The sequence below is a fragment of the Pseudomonas fluorescens genome (genome assembly GCF_001307275.1).
GTDB lineage: Bacteria > Pseudomonadota > Gammaproteobacteria > Pseudomonadales > Pseudomonadaceae > Aquipseudomonas > Aquipseudomonas fluorescens_AA.
Map to the genome: position 1 here is coordinate 4,342,882 of NZ_CP012831.1, position 16,174 is coordinate 4,359,055.

General features: G+C 61.7%; 18 protein-coding genes. 5 read left to right on the plus strand and 13 right to left on the minus strand.

What is annotated here, in order from left to right; all coding sequences use genetic code 11:
- Positions 1-120: 120 nt before the first annotated feature.
- From AO356_RS19365 to AO356_RS19375, 3 genes are all read left to right on the plus strand, one after another.
- Complete coding sequence (locus tag AO356_RS19365; RefSeq protein WP_060741103.1) at positions 121-1,083, plus strand: zinc-binding dehydrogenase; 963 nt, start codon at positions 121-123, stop codon at positions 1,081-1,083.
- Between the two features lie 319 nt (positions 1,084-1,402).
- Positions 1,403-2,038, plus strand: coding sequence for a DUF1326 domain-containing protein (locus AO356_RS19370; RefSeq protein ID WP_060741104.1), 636 nt, complete (start codon positions 1,403-1,405; stop codon positions 2,036-2,038).
- Positions 2,038-2,826 carry a DUF2182 domain-containing protein gene (locus tag AO356_RS19375; protein ID WP_060741105.1) on the plus strand — a complete coding sequence of 263 codons (789 nt, stop codon included), beginning with the start codon at positions 2,038-2,040 and terminating at the stop codon, positions 2,824-2,826. The genes AO356_RS19370 and AO356_RS19375 overlap by 1 nt, the downstream gene beginning before the upstream one ends.
- A gap of 124 nt (positions 2,827-2,950) precedes the next feature.
- Here AO356_RS19375 and AO356_RS19380 read toward each other — a convergent pair whose 3' ends face one another.
- The 6 genes from AO356_RS19380 to AO356_RS19405 form a co-directional block, all read right to left on the minus strand.
- Positions 2,951-3,604, minus strand: coding sequence for an HAD family hydrolase (locus AO356_RS19380; RefSeq protein ID WP_060741106.1), 654 nt, complete (start codon positions 3,602-3,604; stop codon positions 2,951-2,953).
- Positions 3,605-3,638: 34 nt separating this feature from the next.
- Positions 3,639-4,628: an ABC transporter ATP-binding protein gene (locus tag AO356_RS19385; protein ID WP_060741107.1), complete on the minus strand. Its 990-nt coding sequence runs from the start codon at positions 4,626-4,628 to the stop codon at positions 3,639-3,641.
- Positions 4,625-5,425, minus strand: coding sequence for an ABC transporter permease (locus AO356_RS19390; RefSeq protein WP_060741108.1), 801 nt, complete (start codon positions 5,423-5,425; stop codon positions 4,625-4,627). Before AO356_RS19390 ends, AO356_RS19385 begins: the two co-directional genes overlap by 4 nt.
- A complete protein-coding gene (locus tag AO356_RS19395) occupies positions 5,412-6,248 on the minus strand; it encodes an ABC transporter permease (RefSeq protein ID WP_162491260.1) in 837 nt (278 codons plus the stop codon). The genes AO356_RS19390 and AO356_RS19395 overlap by 14 nt, the downstream gene beginning before the upstream one ends.
- A gap of 5 nt (positions 6,249-6,253) precedes the next feature.
- Positions 6,254-7,060, minus strand: a complete 807-nt coding sequence (locus AO356_RS19400) for an alkaline phosphatase family protein (RefSeq protein ID WP_060741110.1) — start codon at positions 7,058-7,060, stop codon at positions 6,254-6,256.
- A gap of 215 nt (positions 7,061-7,275) precedes the next feature.
- On the minus strand, positions 7,276-8,343 hold the full coding sequence (locus AO356_RS19405; protein WP_060741111.1) for an ABC transporter substrate-binding protein: 1,068 nt from the start codon (positions 8,341-8,343) through the stop codon (positions 7,276-7,278).
- Positions 8,344-8,692: 349 nt separating this feature from the next.
- Here AO356_RS19405 and AO356_RS19410 point away from each other — a divergent pair, with 349 nt between their 5' ends.
- The gene (locus AO356_RS19410; RefSeq protein ID WP_060741112.1) at positions 8,693-9,421 is read left to right on the plus strand and encodes a UTRA domain-containing protein; all 729 of its coding nucleotides are present in this window, start codon (positions 8,693-8,695) and stop codon (positions 9,419-9,421) included.
- Between the two features lie 7 nt (positions 9,422-9,428).
- On the opposite strand, the gene AO356_RS19415 is transcribed toward AO356_RS19410, so the two are convergent.
- The 7 genes from AO356_RS19415 to minC form a co-directional block, all read right to left on the minus strand.
- Complete coding sequence (locus tag AO356_RS19415; protein ID WP_060741113.1) at positions 9,429-9,611, minus strand: hypothetical protein; 183 nt, start codon at positions 9,609-9,611, stop codon at positions 9,429-9,431.
- A 213-nt stretch (positions 9,612-9,824) separates the two neighbouring features.
- Complete coding sequence (locus AO356_RS19420; RefSeq protein ID WP_014339686.1) at positions 9,825-11,114, minus strand: M18 family aminopeptidase; 1,290 nt, start codon at positions 11,112-11,114, stop codon at positions 9,825-9,827.
- A gap of 100 nt (positions 11,115-11,214) precedes the next feature.
- Positions 11,215-12,318: a hypothetical protein gene (locus tag AO356_RS19425; RefSeq protein WP_060741114.1), complete on the minus strand. Its 1,104-nt coding sequence runs from the start codon at positions 12,316-12,318 to the stop codon at positions 11,215-11,217.
- 36 nt (positions 12,319-12,354) lie between these two features.
- Complete coding sequence (locus AO356_RS19430) at positions 12,355-12,990, minus strand: RluA family pseudouridine synthase (RefSeq protein ID WP_018612476.1); 636 nt, start codon at positions 12,988-12,990, stop codon at positions 12,355-12,357.
- 102 nt (positions 12,991-13,092) lie between these two features.
- A complete protein-coding gene (minE, locus tag AO356_RS19435; RefSeq protein WP_003179111.1) occupies positions 13,093-13,347 on the minus strand; it encodes a cell division topological specificity factor MinE in 255 nt (84 codons plus the stop codon).
- The gene (gene minD, locus AO356_RS19440; RefSeq protein ID WP_003179114.1) at positions 13,347-14,159 is read right to left on the minus strand and encodes a septum site-determining protein MinD; all 813 of its coding nucleotides are present in this window, start codon (positions 14,157-14,159) and stop codon (positions 13,347-13,349) included. Before minD ends, minE begins: the two co-directional genes overlap by 1 nt.
- Before the next feature lie 201 nt (positions 14,160-14,360).
- Positions 14,361-15,098, minus strand: a complete 738-nt coding sequence (gene minC, locus AO356_RS19445; protein WP_060741115.1) for a septum site-determining protein MinC — start codon at positions 15,096-15,098, stop codon at positions 14,361-14,363.
- A gap of 118 nt (positions 15,099-15,216) precedes the next feature.
- Between minC and AO356_RS19450 the strand changes: the two genes are divergently transcribed.
- Entirely contained in the window at positions 15,217-16,149 is a 933-nt protein-coding gene (locus AO356_RS19450; RefSeq protein ID WP_060741116.1) for a lipid A biosynthesis lauroyl acyltransferase, read from the plus strand.
- Positions 16,150-16,174 lie beyond the last annotated feature (25 nt).

Consider the following 16,174-nt stretch of genomic DNA (forward strand, 5'->3'; position numbering starts at 1 on the left):
AATTGATAACGCATATTAGGCCGTCTTTGAAGTCGCCGGTTCCATGTGGCCCGGGCGCATAATGCAAGAAAGCCCGGCGTTGAAGCAGCGGGCCCAGTCGAGACTCACTATGGAGGCACCGTGAAAGCATTGCAAGGCGTTGAAGGCCAAGTGGTATGGGCAGATGAGCCGAGCCCGACGTGTGATGTGGGGCAAGTTCGCATCCGTGTGGCGGCCGCCGGCCTGAATCGGGCCGATTTGTTGCAAAAAGCCGGGCTTTACCCGCCGCCACCCGGCGCTAGCCAGGTGTTGGGGCTGGAGTGTTCCGGGGTGATCAGCGAGGTCGGGCCGGGCTCGTCCTGGCAGGTGGGTGACCGCGTTTGTGCGCTGCTGGCCGGCGGTGGGATGGCCGAGGAGGTGGTGGTCGATGGCCGTCACGTGCTGCCGGTGCCCGAGGGCTTGTCCTTGGCTGAAGCGGCCGCGCTGCCTGAGGTCTACAGCACCGCGTGGCTGAATCTGTTCCAGCTGGCGGCGCTCAAACCGGGCGAGAAAGTGCTGCTGCACGCCGGGGCCAGCGGCGTCGGTTCAGCCGCGATCCAGCTGTGCAAGGCGTTCGGCAACCCGTGCTGGGTCAGTGTCGGTTCGACCGAACGGCTGTCTTATTGCGAGGCCTTGGGCGCCCAGGGCGGCGTGGTACGCACCGATGGCCTGGAGGGTTTGAACGACCTCGCTCCCTTCGACGTGATCCTCGATCCGGTGGGTGGCAGCTACGCCAAGCTCAACGTGAAACTTTTGTCAGTTGACGGCCGTTGGGTGTTGATCGGCCTGATGGGGGGGCGCTCGACCGAGCTCGATCTGGCCCAGGTGCTGGGCAAGCGTATCCAACTGCTCGGCTCGACCCTGCGCAGCCGTGACGATCAGTTCAAGGCTGACTTGATCAGTGAGCTGGGGCAACAGGTGTGGCCGCTGTTTGCCGACAAGCGCCTGAGCCCGCAGTTGGCCCGGACCTTCGCAATCAAGGACGCCGAAGCGGCGTTCGCGGAGCTGGCGACCAACCAGGTGTCGGGCAAGTTGGTGTTGCTGATCGATGAGAGCCTGAGCTGATTTTGCGCAGACTTGTGGGAGCGAGCTTGCTCGCGTTAGCGGTGTCACAGTCAACAAAGTTGTTGAGTGTGCGACCGTCATCGCGAGCAAGCTCGCTCCCACAGGTGTCTTTATTTGCAGGAGCATTTGCATGTTTGCACCGATATGACGGGCACCTTCATCCCAATTGACAGTGGCTTGCACCGTTGACCGGCGACCACGGGCAAGCGGACCTTTGGTCGGCAGCCCGTACCCGATGCGCGCCCCCTGCTAGCGTTAATTAAGGGGGGATGGGGGTAACCGCAGCTTTCATTTCACCCGCCAGGTGAAGAGGTTGATCATGGCCATCGCCGAATGGCGCATGCAGGGCGTCGAATTCGTTGCCTGCAACTGTAATTGGGGCTGTCCTTGTCAATTCGATGCGCCACCGACCCGGGGCCACTGCCAGGCGGTGGCGTCGATGCGAGTGGAGCACGGGTATTTCAATCAGGTGGCGCTGGGAGGTTTGTGCTGGGCTGCCACCTTCGCTTGGCCGGGCGCCATTCATGAGGGTAACGGCAGTTGTCAGGTGTTCATCGATGAACGCGCCGACGAGGCGCAACGCCAGGCCCTGCTGACCATCCTCTCTGGCCTGGAGAGCGACCCCGGGGCCAACGTGTTCCAGGTGTTCAGCAGCACCATGAGTGAAGCATTCGAACCGCTGTTCGTGCCCATCACCCTATCCATCGATGTCGATCAGCGCTTGGCGCACCTGGACATTCCAGGCGTGCTGCAGGCCAGCGGCGAGCCGATCCGTAGCCCGATCGACGGCTCACCTCATCGAGTCCGCCTGTCCCTGCCCAACGGCTTCGAGTTCCTTGAGGCCGAAGTCGCCAGCGGCAGCTACCAGACGCATTCAGCCCTCAAGCTACAGTCCCAGGGCAGTCATAGCCATCTCGCCCACGTACACTTCACCGGCCATGGCATAGAGCCGTAATGGCAGGGCCTCGGGCGGCGACGCCGAGCAAGCGACTGACAGGCGAGCAGTTGCTGTTCCTGCTCTGCCTGCTTGCGCTGACCGTCCTGGCCTGGCTGATGCTGCTGCGCATGGCCCGCGACATGAGTGGGCCGGGTGGCATGGCCGATGCGGCAATGGCCGGTATGGTCATGCCCTGGAGCCTGAGCGATGCGCTGCTGATGTTCGTCATGTGGGTGGTGATGATGATCGGCATGATGCTGCCCAGTGCCGTGCCCATGCTGCTGATCTACCAGCAGATGCTGCGCAAGCGCATGCCGGCACCGCAGCGACACCTGGCCCTGCTGCTGTTTTGCAGCGCCTATGGTCTGGTCTGGGCCGGCTTCGCCCTGGGCGCCACGGCGCTGCAATGGGCGCTCGAGCGGCTCGCCCTGCTCAGTCCGGGGATGCGCAGCAGCAGTACCGCCCTGGGCGCTGGCCTGCTGCTGGTCGCAGGCGTCTATCAGTGGCTGCCGAGCAAGGCGGTCTGCCTTGAGCATTGTCGCGGGCCGCTGCATTTTCTTCTCAGCTACTGGCGCCCCGACGTGCTCGGCGGCTGGCGCATGGGCCTGGCCCATGGCGCTTACTGCCTGGGCTGCTGCTGGGCCCTGATGGGCCTGCTGTTCGTGGTCGGCGTGATGAATCTGCTCTGGGTGGCAGTTATCGGTGCTTTCATTCTGTTGGAGAAAAACCTGCCGCAGGGACTCTGGCTCAGTCGTCTCTGCGGATTGTTGTTGCTCGGCTGGAGCCTGTGGCTGCTGCTGGGCTAGGGGCTGAAGCTGTAGGAGCTGAGCCTGTGGGGGCTGAGCTTGCTCGCGATTGCGGTGTGTCAGCTAAATCAATGTCTGCTGATCCACCGCTATCGCGAGCAAGCCCGCTCCCACACCAGGCTGCTCACTTCCAGCTATGGATTGGCCACCCGGCCGATTCGGCATGGGCCTTCAACACCGGGTCCGGGTTCACCACGTGCGGGTGATCGACCTTGAGCAACAACGGCAGGTCGTTGCGCGAGTCGGAATAGAAACTCGCGCCTTCCAGGTTCTCCTCCTCGGCATCCAGCCAATCCAGCAACCGCGCGATCTTGCCTTCGCGGTAGGTCAGGGTGCCCACGGTCTTGCCGCTGTACACGCCATGGGCCACTTCAAGCTCGATCGCCAGGATCTCATCGATGCCCAGGCGTTCGGCAATCGGCTTGACCAGATGCGTGCCCGAGGCCGAGATCACCAGGATCCGGTCGCCGGCCTTGCGGTGTTCTGCGATGGTCTTGGTGGCGTCGCTGAAGATGATCGGTTCGATGAAGTCTTCCACCCACGGCGCCACCAGGTGCTCGATTTCCTCCGGTGTGCGGCCGATCATCGGTTCCAGGCTGAAGTCCATGTACTCTTCCATGCTCAGCTTGCCGTGGCTGTAGGCGTCCATCAGCTCGTTGTTGCGCCGCATGAACGACTCGGGATCGACCCAGCCCAGGCGACCCATCTGTTCACTCCAGAGGGTGGCGCAGTCGCCGTGGATCAGGGTTTCGTCCAGATCAAAAATTGCCAGGGCCATCAGCGTGTTTCCCTTTTCAAAATCAACAAAGCCATCAGGCTACCTCACACAGCGCCGATGGATCGATGGAAAGTGCCAACCGTGCGCCATCGGGGTGCAGGTCGGCGGCCGAGCGGTTGAGCACATCCACCACCAATTCCACGCCACGGGCTTCGACCCGGTAGCGGATGACGTTGCCCAGCAGGCTGTGGCTGCGGATCAGCGCATCGGCCTGGCCGCTGCGGCTCAGCTCGATGGCCTCGGGGCGGATGGCGATGCGACCGTTCACCGGCCGCTGCAGCAGTTTGCTCGCGCTGTCGGCGTCCAGCAGGTTGTAGTTGCCGATGAAGCCGGCGGCAAAGACATCGACTGGCGCAGTGTAAAGGGTTTCGGCATCGCCGCTTTGTACGATCTTTCCCTGGTTCATCAGGAAAATCCGGTCAGACATGGTCAGGGCTTCTTCCTGGTCATGTGTGACGAAAATCGTGGTCAGGCCCAATTCACGCTGGATCTGTCGGATCTGTTCACGCAAGTGCTTGCGAATCCGCGCATCCAGGGCTGACAGCGGCTCGTCCAGCAACAACAGGCGCGGCCGCGTGACCAGGGAGCGGGCGAGGGCGACACGCTGGCATTGGCCGCCGGAGAGTTGATGGGGATAGCGGGCGGCAAAATCGTGCAGCTCCACCAGGCGCAGGATCTCCAGCACGCGCTGGCGACTGTCCGAGGCGTCGACCTTTTGCATGCGCAGGCCGAAGGCGACGTTTTGCTCCACGGTCATGTTCGGGAACAAGGCGTAGCTCTGGAAGACCATGCCGATGCCGCGTTTCTGAGGGCTCAGCGGGACGATGTCCTGTCCGTCGAGGATGATCTGGCCGGCATCCACTGCGGTCAGGCCGGCAATGCAGCGCAACAGCGTGGACTTGCCACAACCGGAAGGGCCGAGCAGGGTGACGAATTCGCCCTTGGCGATCTCGCAGTTGATGTCGCTGAACACCGGGGTGCCGGCATAGCTTTTTTGCAGGTGTTGGACGCTGACGTAGCTCATTGGCTTTTGTCCTTGTTCAAGATATTGGCCGCCCAGGTCAGGACCAGTACGAAGAAGAAATAGGAGATCACCAGCGCACTGGTGAAGTGGCCGCTGCTGTTGCGCATGTTGTTCAGGTAGACCTGCAGGGTTTCATAGCGGGTGCCGACGAGGATGTTGGCAAACACGAATTCGCCGAACAGGAACGAGAAGGACAGCAGCAGCGCCACCATCAGGCCCTTGCGCAGGTTCGGCAGCACCACCAGGAACGCGGCCTGGAAGGTGCTGGCGCCAAGCAGTTGGGCGGCGTCCATCAGGTCGCGCAGGTTGATGGCTTGCAGGTTGTTGGTGATCGCCCGGTACATGAACGGCAGGGCGACGGTGAAGTAGCAACCGATCAGGATCCACGGCGTACCGACCATCGCCAGCGGTCCGGAGCCATAGAGTTGCAACAGCCCCACCGACGACACCACGGGCGGCACCGCGAACGGCAGCAGGATGAGGATGTTCATCAGTGCGTCGAGTTTGGGGAAGTGGTAGTGCACCACGAACAGCAACGGCAGGATCAACACCACCGAGAGCACCAGCGCACCGACACAGACCAGCAACGATTGACCGAAGGCGTGGAGAAAGCGCGGATCGCTCCACAACTGCACATACCATTTGAAGGTGAAGCCGCTGGGCAGCACGGTGGCCGACCAACTGCTGGCGATGGAGTAGACCAGCGTGCCGGCCAGGGGCAGCAGCAGGATGGCGAACAGCAGGTACACCACCGCCCGATGATAGAGCCCGACGGAGCCCGGTTCAGCGCGAGACATGGTAGCTCCTCTTGAGCAGCAACTGATGGACGATGGTCACGATGGTCATCAACGCCACCAGCACCACGGCCAGGGCACTGGCCAGGTTCGGATCGAGGGAAATGTCGCCGGAGACCATGGCGGCGATTCGGATCGGCAGCACGTTGAAGTTACCGGTGGTCAACGCGTAGACCGTGGCGTAGGCGCCGAGGGCGTTGGCCAGCAGGATCACGAAGGTGCCCAGCAGCGCCGGGGTCAGCACCGGCAAGCCGATGTGCCGCCAGAACTGCCAGCCGCTGGCGCCGAGCAACTCGGCGGATTCGCGCCAGTCTTCGCGCAGGGCGTCGAAGGCCGGGTAGAGCAGCAGCACGCCGAGGGGAATCTGGAAGTAGGTGTAGAGAATGATCAGCCCGGTTTTCGAATACAGGTTGAAATCCTCGATGATCCCCGCCTGCTTGAGCATGATCGTGATGCTGCCGTTGAACCCCAGCAAGATGATGAAGGCGAAGGCCAGGGGCACGCCGGCGAAGTTGCTGGTCATGTTGGCGAAGGCATTGACGAAGTTGCGCAGCCGCGAATCCACACGGCGCAATGAGTAGCTGCCGAGCACGGCGATGACGATGCCGAACACACTGGACCAGAAGCTGATCTCCAGGCTGTGCTGGATGGCTTGCAGGTAGAACTTGGAACTGAAGATCTTGCTGAAGTTGGCCAGGCCCCAGCCGAATTCTTCCGATTCCAGGCTGTTGACCAGCACCCAGAGCAGCGGGGCGATCTGGAACACGATGAAGAAAATCGCGAAGGGCACCAGGCACAACGCTGCCAGCCATTTGCCGCGCGTCATGGCGTTCACTTGAGTAACTCCTGGCAATAGGGTTTGTCGTGGTCGACGCCGAGCAATTGGCAAATGGTGCCGCACAGCTCGGTCTGCCTCGGCGTGGCCGCGGGATCGAAGCTGAAGCTGTCACCCAGGACGAACAGCGGCACTTCCCGTTCTTCGGCCAGCAGGCCGTTGTGGGAGCGGTCGTTGTTCATGCCGTGGTCGGAGGTCACCAGTACCTGGTAACCGGCGTCGAGCCAGGCTTGCAGGTAGACCGCCAGGTTGATGTCGGCCGAGCGGGCACTGTTGCGGTATTGCGGGGTGTCGAGGCCGTGCTTGTGGCCGGCGTCGTCGATGTTCATCGGGTGCACCAGCAGGAAGTTCGGCAAGTAGCGCTGGCGCAGGTGTTCGGCGTCGGCGAACAGATGGGAATCGGGGTAGTGGTCATTCCAGTAGAAATGCCCGTATTGAATCGGCAGGTCGGGGTTGTCGGTGTGACGGTCGCGACCGGCCACGAAAGGCGAAGTGTTGTAGAGCTCGCTGACCCAGTGGTACGCCGCAGCCGCTGTGCTCAGGCCGGCCTGGGTGGCGTAGTGGAAAATGCTGCGCTGGTTCGACAGGCGCGTGACGTTGTTGTGCACGATCCCGCTGTCGATGGGCACGACGCCGGTGAGGATGCATTCGTAGAGTGGGCGGGACAGGGCGGGCAATTCACATTCCAGTTTGTAGAGGGCTGCGCGTCCTGCGCCGACGTAAGCCTGCAAATGCCCCATGGCATGCCGGGCGACCTCATGGTTGAGACCGTCGAGCACCACCAGGATGACGTTGTGCTTCATGGATACCAGGACTCCGGATGGACACCAGAAAACTCGGACTCATCTCGGTCCAGTGTGGGAGCAGGCCTGTGGGAGCAAAGCTTGCTCGCGATGCTGGCGACACGGTGCAACTGTGAGACCGTGTCATCGTTTATCGCGAGCAAGCGTTGCTCCCACAAGGGCCTGCTCCCACAATTGGATTGCCAGTGGATATCCGAGCGGGTCTGACTACCGCCTCACTTCATCTCGACGATGACTTGTTCATTCCACGCCTGCGGCAGTGCCTTGGAAGTCTTCTCCCACGCATCCGCATCCTTGATCGGGGTCACGCCTTTGTATTGCTCGTTCGGCAGCAGCTTGGCCTGGACCTCTTCCGGCAGTTTCAGATGCTCGGCGCGGATCGGACGGGCGTTGCCCTTGGCCAGGTTGATCTGGCCGGCGTCGCTGAAGATGTACTCGCGGGCCAGCTTGGCGGCGTTCGGGTGCTTGGCGTATTTGTTGATGATGGTGGTGTAGCCGGAGATGACCGAGCCGTCGGACGGAATCAGCACGACGTAATCATCCGGGTTGGCCATCTTGGCCTTGTAGCTCAGGCCGTTGAAGTCCCAGACCACACCGACTTCGACTTCACCTTTTTCCATCGTGGCGATGGTTGGGTTGGCCATGGACAGGCGCCCTTGCTTGGCGATTTCGGCAAACATCAACAGGGCCGGCTGGAGGTTCTTCTCGTCGCCGCCGTTGGCCAGGGCCGCCGCCAGCACGCCGTTGGCGGCCTGGGCCGCGGTGCTCACGTCACCGATGGAGACTTTGTATTTGCCGGTCTTCAGGTCAGCCCATTTGGTCGGCACTTCGGAACCGTGCAGCAGCTTCTTGTTGACGATGAAGGCGATGGTGCCGGTGTAGGCCAATGCCCAGTTGCCGTCCTTGTCCTTGGCCCAGGCGGGCACTTGTTCCCAGGTGCTTGGCTTGTAGGGCTGGACCACGCCCTGCTTGACCGCGATCGGACCGAACGCCGCTCCGACGTCGCCGATGTCGGCACTGGCGTTGTCTTTTTCGGCGGCGAACTTGGCGATTTCCTGGGCCGAGCTCATGTCGGTGTCGATGTGTTTCAAGCCGTAGACCTTGGCCAGGTCGTCCCAGGTGCCTTTCCAGTTTGCCCAGTCATCGGGCATGCCGACACTGTTGACGGCGCCTTCCGCTTTCGCAGCGGCTTCCAACGTTTTCAGATCGGTGTCAGCGGCCATGGCGGCGGTGCACATGGCAATGGTCGAGCCTAACAGTGATGCCAGGAAAAGCTGTTTCATCCGAAGCTCCTATGGGCGTTTTCAACGCTGCGATTGCGGTTGTGTTGGTCTAGGTCAGCAATACCTGAGCCAATGTAGGCGAGCCCTGTGACATTTTGATGTCGGTGTTGGAGGCTCCAGGAAATACCCGGCTCGTGGAGGTTGGCTGCGAATTAAGCGTAGACCATGGTTAAACAGCTGATATGAAAGGACTTGGCCGTTAATTTGCACGCTGGCACAACGACCGTTCGGCGGCTCTGTCATCTGCCAGTCATGTGCAGTGCCTAGGCTTGCTGGACCCAGAAGTGGATCGATGAACCGTCGATCCTGCCCCGAAACAGTGCTGGCCTAGTCCAGATAGGTAACGTTGATGCGCATCGATGCAACCAAAGCGGTGACAGCCATCGGACAGGTCCTGCAAGAGCAACTCGACCACGGATTGCTGGCGCCCGGCAGCAAGTTGCCGGCCGAGCGCAAGCTCAGTGAATTGTTCGGGACCACGCGGATCACCGTGCGCGAGGCGTTGTTGCAGCTCGAAGCCCAGGGGCAGATCTATCGGGAGGAGCGCCGCGGCTGGTTCGTCTCGCCGCCGCGCCTGGCCTACAACCTGATGCAGCGCAGCCATTTCCACGCCATGGTTGCGGCCCAGGGGCGTGTGCCTTCTACCCAAGTGATCTCGGCGCGCCTGCAACCGGCTTCGGCGGCTGTGTGTGCCTGGTTGCAACTGCCGGCGCTGTCCAGCGTGATCCAGATCTGCCGCGTGCGTCGTATCGACGAGCGCCTGGTGCTCTACGTCGAACACTACCTGAACCCACAGTATTTTCCGGACATCCTCGAGTTCGATCTCAACCAGTCCATCACCGAGTTGTACGCCCGCCATTACGACCTGCACTACGGCCGGGTGAAGTTCGAAATCGTGCCCACCTCTTTACAGCCGGAGGCGGCAGCGGCGTTGAGGGTTTCGGTGGGCAGCCCCGGGCTTCGCATCGCACGGGTCAACTATGACCAGCACCAGCGGCTGATCGACTGCGACCTGGAGTTCTGGCGACACGACGCGATCCATGTCGGGGTGGATGTGCCCGAGCAACCGCCCGCTTGAGGTGAACTCAGGCTGACTCGTTGAGTTTGGCCAGGATCCTGAATAACACCGTGGCGAGGATCAGCAACATGCCGATCCACATGGCAAAGACTCCGACGTTCTTGTCACGGAAGTTGAAGCCGATGGCCAGCAGGATCATGCCGGCGATGATGGGGACCAGCATGCTGTTGAACGAAGACATGGAAACCATGGAGACGGCCTTGTCAGGGGGGATAAAGCCAGTCTAGTCGGGGTTTTGCCGGGTTGTGATGATGTGTGTCAGCACACCCCTCAATCCCGAGGCGAACGCTGTGTGGGAGCAACGCTTGCTAGCGATGAAGGCGACTCGATTTCTGGAAAAGTCGCATCACCTTCATCGCTAGCAAGCCTTGCTCCCACAGGGTTCATCATGCCTTCGGGGCGGTTATGGCAACTCGCGAGAGGCGTAGAACGCGCTCAGCACTTTCACCAGATGCGCCAGGTCATGGCTGCCGCACAGTTCGCGGATCGAATGCATGGCGAAGGTCGGCAGGCCGATGTCCACGGTGCGCACGCCCAGCTGGCTGGCGGTGATCGGGCCGATGGTCGAGCCGCAGCCCATGTCGCTGCGCACCACGAAGCTCTGCACCGGTACTTCTTCGGCCATGCACAGGTGACGGAAGAACCCGGCGGTTTCGCTGTTGGTGGCGTAGCGCTGGTTGCTGTTGACCTTGATCACTGGACCGGCGTTGAGCTTGGGGCCGTGGTTGGCGTCGTGCTTGTCGGCATAGTTGGGGTGCACGCCGTGGGCGTTGTCCGCCGACACCAGCAGGGATTTCTGAATGGTGCGAACGAACTCTTCACCTTCAGGCAGCAGGCGACGCAGGGTTTGTTCCAGCATCGGGCCGTCGGCGCCACAGGCCGAGCACGAGCCAACTTCCTCGTGATCGTTGCACACCAGTACGCACGTTTCTTCGGTGTCGGCGTTCAGCAAGGCTTGCAGGCCGGCGTAGCACGACAGCAGGTTGTCCAGGCGCGCGCCGGCAATGAAATCGCCGTGCAGGCCAATGACCGCGGCGCTTTGGGTGTCGTAGAAACTCAACTCGTAATCGAGCACCACGTCGGCATTCAGGCCGTGTTCGCGGGCCAGTTGATCGGTGAGCACGGCACGGAAGTCGACGCGCTCGTCACCGGCGAACTGGGCGAGGATCGGCGGCAGTTCGTTCTGCGGGTTGATGGCCCAGCCCTGGTTGGCTTCGCGATTGAGGTGGATGGCCAGGTTCGGAATCGTGGCGATCGGCGCCTTGAAATCGATCAACTGGCTTTCGACCTTGCCATCGCGGCGGAAGGTCACGCGCCCGGCCAGGGACAGGTCGCGGTCGAACCACGGCGCCAGCAGCGCGCCGCCGTAGACTTCCACGCCCAACTGCCAGAACCCGTGGCGTTGCAGTTCCGGCTGTGGCTTGACCCGCAGGCAAGGGCTGTCGGTGTGGGCGCCGACCAGGCGAATGCCGTCGTGCAGCGGTGAGTTGCGGCCAAGCTTGAAGGCGATGATCGAGGAGTCGTTGCGCGTGACGTAGTAGCGACCGTTGGCCTCGGTGGCCCAGGTCTCGCGTTCGTCAAGACGCTGATAGCCGGCCGCCTCCAGGCGCTTGGCCAGGCTGGCGGTGGCATGGAACGGGGTAGGGGAGGCCTTGAGGAAGTCGATCAGGCCTTGGTTCAACTCTGCGCGCATAAGTCACTCCAGACAGCGATGGGCGGGAGTTTACCCCATCGACAGCCTGCGTTGCAGGCCAATCCCCCGTCGAGGGTTGTTCCACGGGCCCCGCCATCAATCAGCCCGAGGCCGTGATCCGTTTGCGCAAGTGCGCCATGATCAGGGACTTGTCTTGTGCCTTGGACGGTTCTGGCAGGTGCCGCGGCCAGTGCTCCAGTTGGCCGAACCACTGTTGCTGGCGCTTCGGGTCCAGGCGAAGGATCTCCCGCGATGCCGAATCCCACCAATGGTGCCGGCAGAGGTTGTAGTAAGGATGCTCCGGTGCCGCGCTGCCATACAGCAGGTCGCGACCGATCCTGTGCAAGGGGCCGCTGTGATTGCGCAACTTCCATTTGATCTTCAGCCGCCGCCAGGCCGACGGGAAAGGCCGGGTGCGCGGAACGTCGTGGCAACGCTCCACCAACTGGGTATTGAATGCCTCGCCGTGCTGGGCAAAGAAGTGCGCTTGCATGGTGTGGAAGAAGCGCTTCTCGGCGAAGTAGTGATAAACGTGCTTGTTGGTTTCGCTGATGGCCTGGTTGCGCAGGGTGAATGAAATCGCGATCTGTTCGATGGTGTGGATGTCGAAGCTACCTTCGGTCCACTCATCGATCAGCCCGACGGCCTGGGCCAGCAGCGCGCCGTCTTTGTCCGTCACACCGCATAACCCGCTGTTGTAGAGCTTGAAACTGTTGTCTGGGGTGATGCCGTGGGCGCGCAGGCGCGTGCCCAGCTTGAGGTAGTCCTCGCGCTTGCAGACATAGTCCCAGTGGTATTCGAAGCTGTCCATCAGGTACTGCCCTGGCTGGATTTGCTTGAACAGCAGGTCGGGATCGGACAGGAACAGCGTGTCGGTGTCGACGAACAGAGTCTTCTCCGCCAGCGTCAGGCCGGCCGCGATGGCACAGGCCTTGCGTCGGTGAATGTAACCGTTGTTGCCTTGCCACTCGGCCAGCAACTGCGGGCTCAGCGCGAGGGTTTCGACTGGCCAGCCGCGATAATCCTCAGGCCGGTCGGTCAGGATCCTGATGCTGGGCAGGGTCGCCGGATTGCCGTGGGCCAGGGCGGTGAGGATGCTGAACTTGGCTTCGTGGCGATAAGCGTCCTTGTCGCCGTAGATCAGATACAGCAATTGGTGGCGGACTTTTTTGACGGGTGTTTCCTGAAAATCAATAACCTGCATGCCAAGCCTTTATCGGATGAAACCATTTTCACGGATCTAGAACGGTGCCGGGCACTCGAAGCGCAAGCGCTCGCCGCTTTGCGGGTGGGTGAAGCTCAGCATGCTGGCGTGCAGGCACAGGCGTGGCCAGGCGGCGAGGGCCTGCGGATGGGCGTAGAGCCCGTCGCCCAGCAGCGGGTGACCGATGGAGAGCATGTGTACGCGCAATTGGTGCGAGCGCCCGGTGATCGGCGTCAGCTCGACCCGGCACCAGTCGCCACAACGTTCCAGTACGCGCCAGAAGGTCAGGGCGTGTTTGCCTTGTTCATGGTCCACCACATGCCGGGGTTTGGTCGGTGGGTCATAGCGCAAGGGCAGGTCGATGCTGCCACTGTCCAGCTCCGGTTGGCCCCAGCACAGCGCCGTGTAGGCTTTTTCGGTTTCGCGATCATGAAATTGCCGGGACAGTTCGCGATGGGTGTCCGGGTCACGGGCCAGGAGGATGATGCCGGAGGTTTCCCAGTCCAGTCGGTGCACGATTCGCGCTTCCGGATAGCCGTTCTCCTGCAGGCGGGTGATCAGGCAATCTTTGTTGTCGTCGGCCCGGCCGGGCACGGAAAGCAACAGGGTCGGCTTGTCGACCACCAGGACAGCGGCGTCCTGATGAATGATGCGGATGTTGGACAGGGGCATTGAAAACAGTCTCGTTACAAACGCCAACGGCGGCTCGGGCCCTTCTCGAACCCAAGGGGGGGAGGAGAAGGACCCGAGCCGCCGTGGCTCCCGCCGGGGCGATCAGCGATCCGGCAGGGTGATATTGAGTTCCAGGATCGAGCAGCTGCCCTGGCTTTCCAGCGCCACATGCACGTCATCGCTACCGATGTTGACGTATTTGCGGATCACTTCCACCAGTTCCTTCTGCAAGGCTGGCAGGTAGTCAGGGGTGCTGCGTTGGCCGCGTTCGTGCGCCACGATGATCTGTAGACGCTCTTTCGCGACCGAGGCGGTACTGGGCTTTTTGTTGGCACGAAAGAAGTCAAAAAGGTTCATTACCTACCTCCAAACAGGCGCTCGAAGAAACCTTTCTTCGTTACATCGAGGAAACGATGCTCCACGGTCTTGCCCAACAGGCGATCGACGGCATCGCTGTATGCCTGGCCGGCATCGCTCTGGTCGTCGAGAATCACCGGCACGCCGGAGTTGGAAGCCTTAAGTACCGCCTGGGATTCCGGAATGACCCCCAGCAGGGTGACCGCGAGGATTTCCTTGACGTCTTCGACGCCGAGCATTTCGCCGTCGCTGACCCGTTGTGGGTTGTAGCGGGTCAACAGCAGGTGTTCCTTGATCGGCTCTTCGCCCTTTTCGGCGCGGCGGGATTTGCTCGCCAGCAGGCCCAGCATGCGGTCGGAGTCACGGACCGACGACACTTCCGGGTTGGTCACGACAATCGCTTCGTCGGCGAAGTACATGGCCAGGTGGGCACCTTTCTCGATACCGGCCGGGGAGTCGCAGACCACGAACTCAAAGTCTTCCTTGAGTTGCATCAGGACTTTTTCCACGCCTTCCTGGGTCAGCGCGTCTTTGTCGCGGGTCTGGCTGGCGGCCAGCACGTAGAGGTTCTCAAGGCGCTTGTCCTTGATCAGGGCCTGTTGCAGGTTCGCTTCGCCGTTGACGACGTTGACGAAGTCGTAGACCACGCGGCGCTCGCAACCCATGATCAGGTCCAGGTTACGCAAGCCGACGTCGAAGTCGACGATGACTGTCTTGTGGCCGCGCAGAGCGAGGCCGGTACCGATAGCGGCGCTGGTGGTGGTCTTACCCACACCACCCTTGCCGGATGTAACCACGAGAATCTTGGCCAAGGTGTTTCACCCCTAAGGAAAAAGGGACTTTGTCAGCCCCTGAAAAACATCTCTGGAAAACCGTTGCAATTGGACAGGCTTGGCTGGAATTGGCTGTCGGGCGGGGTCTACCTCCGGTAAACACTGCCAGATCCTTTTTCCTACGTCGTTTAAGCCGTTTTCGCTCGTTTTAGAGATGCTTGGAAAATGCGGCAGTATCCGTTAAAGCCGAATGATGTTCAACACGTCGCCCGACAGGCTGATCTGAACGCCGGCCCCCCACAACGGGTCGCGACGCAAATCCTCGGAGACCTTGTACTGCCCGGCGATGGAAACCAGCTCAGCGCTCAATTGCTGACAGAAGATCCTGGCTTTGGTATCACCCTTGACGCCGGCCAGTGCTCGACCGCGCATCGGACCGTATACATGGATGTTGCCATCGGCCAGAAGTTCCGCCCCCGGGCTGACCGACGACACGATGACCAGATCGCCACCCTGGGCATAAATCTGCTGCCCGCCGCGCACTGGTGTGGTGATGACCCGCGTTGGCTTGATGGTGGGCTCCGGTGGTTTTTCCGGGGCTTTCTTCGTTTCGACCGGGCTCAGTTCCAGCACGCGTTCCCGGGCGCCGGACGGCGGCAGCACGGGAATGTCCACGGCGATGGCGGCGGCGATGTCTTCGATGCGGCTGGCGCGGATCGCCAGGGTGCGCAGACCGTGCTGGCGGCAAATGCGCATCAGGCCTGGCAGATCCACTGAGCCTTCGCCAGCCGGCAGCTTGTCCAGGGCCAGCACCAGGGGGGCATTGCTGAAGAAGTTCGGGGCCTGGGCGACTTTCGCCGCCAGTTGCCGGTCAAGGCTCTCCAGGTCGTTGCGGGCCAGTTCCAGCACCGTAATGGCGAGCATGCTGCCCTTCAGCTGGAACACGGGATCTTGGTCTAGCGGTTCGGTTTGGCTCATGGTCGGCGTACAACGGCTTGTCACTAAAAGTGCCGAGACTTATAACGAGATCGTCCGCCAGCCGCAACCCGGGTCGAACAATGTAGAATGCGCGGCCCATGTCCTAATGGAAGTTGTAATGGATCGCCCGCGTTTTCGAGCTGCATTTTTTCATCCGCGTTTCTGGCTGCTGTGGTGCGGCCTGGGGCTGTTGTGGCTGATCGTGCAATTGCCTTATCCGTTATTGCTGCGGGTCGGTCGTGCATTGGGGGCGCTGATGTACCGGGTGGCCGGCGACCGACGGCGCATTGCCCGTCGCAACCTGGAACTGTGTTTCCCGCAAAAGTCCGCTGCCGAGCGCAAGCGTCTGCTCAAGGAAAACTTTGCCTCCACCGGCATCGCCTTTTTCGAAATGGCCATGAGTTGGTGGTGGTCGCGTTCGCGTTTGGCGAAACTGGCCCATGTCGAAGGGCTGGAGCATCTCAAGCAGGCCCAGCGCGAGGGCAAGGGCGTGATCCTGATGGCGCTGCATTTCACCACGCTGGAAATCGGCGCGGCCTTGCTCGGCCAGCAGCACACCATCGATGGCATGTACCGTGAGCACAAGAACCCGTTGTTCGACTACATCCAGCGCCGGGGCCGCGAGCGCCACAACCTCGACTCCCTGGCGGTGGAGCGTGACGATGTGCGGGGCATGCTCAAGCTGCTGCGGGCCGGCCGGGCGATCTGGTATGCGCCGGACCAGGACTACGGCGCCAAGCAAAGCGTGTTCGTGCCGCTGTTCGGCATCCAGGCCGCGACGGTCACCGCCACCACCAAGTTCGCCCGCCTGGGCAAGGCGCTGGTGGTGCCTTTCACCCAGGAGCGCCTGGCCGATGGCAGCGGTTATCGCCTGGTGATCCAGGCTCCGTTGACGGATTTCCCGGGGGAGACCGAGGAAGCCGATTGCATCCGCATCAATCAATGGGTCGAGCAATCGGTGCGCGATTGTCCCGAGCAGTACCTCTGGGCCCACCGGCGCTTCAAGAGCCGTCCACCGGGCGAGCCCAAGCTGTACGACAAACGCGGCTGAGTTTTTTTGATATCACCTTGAGCAC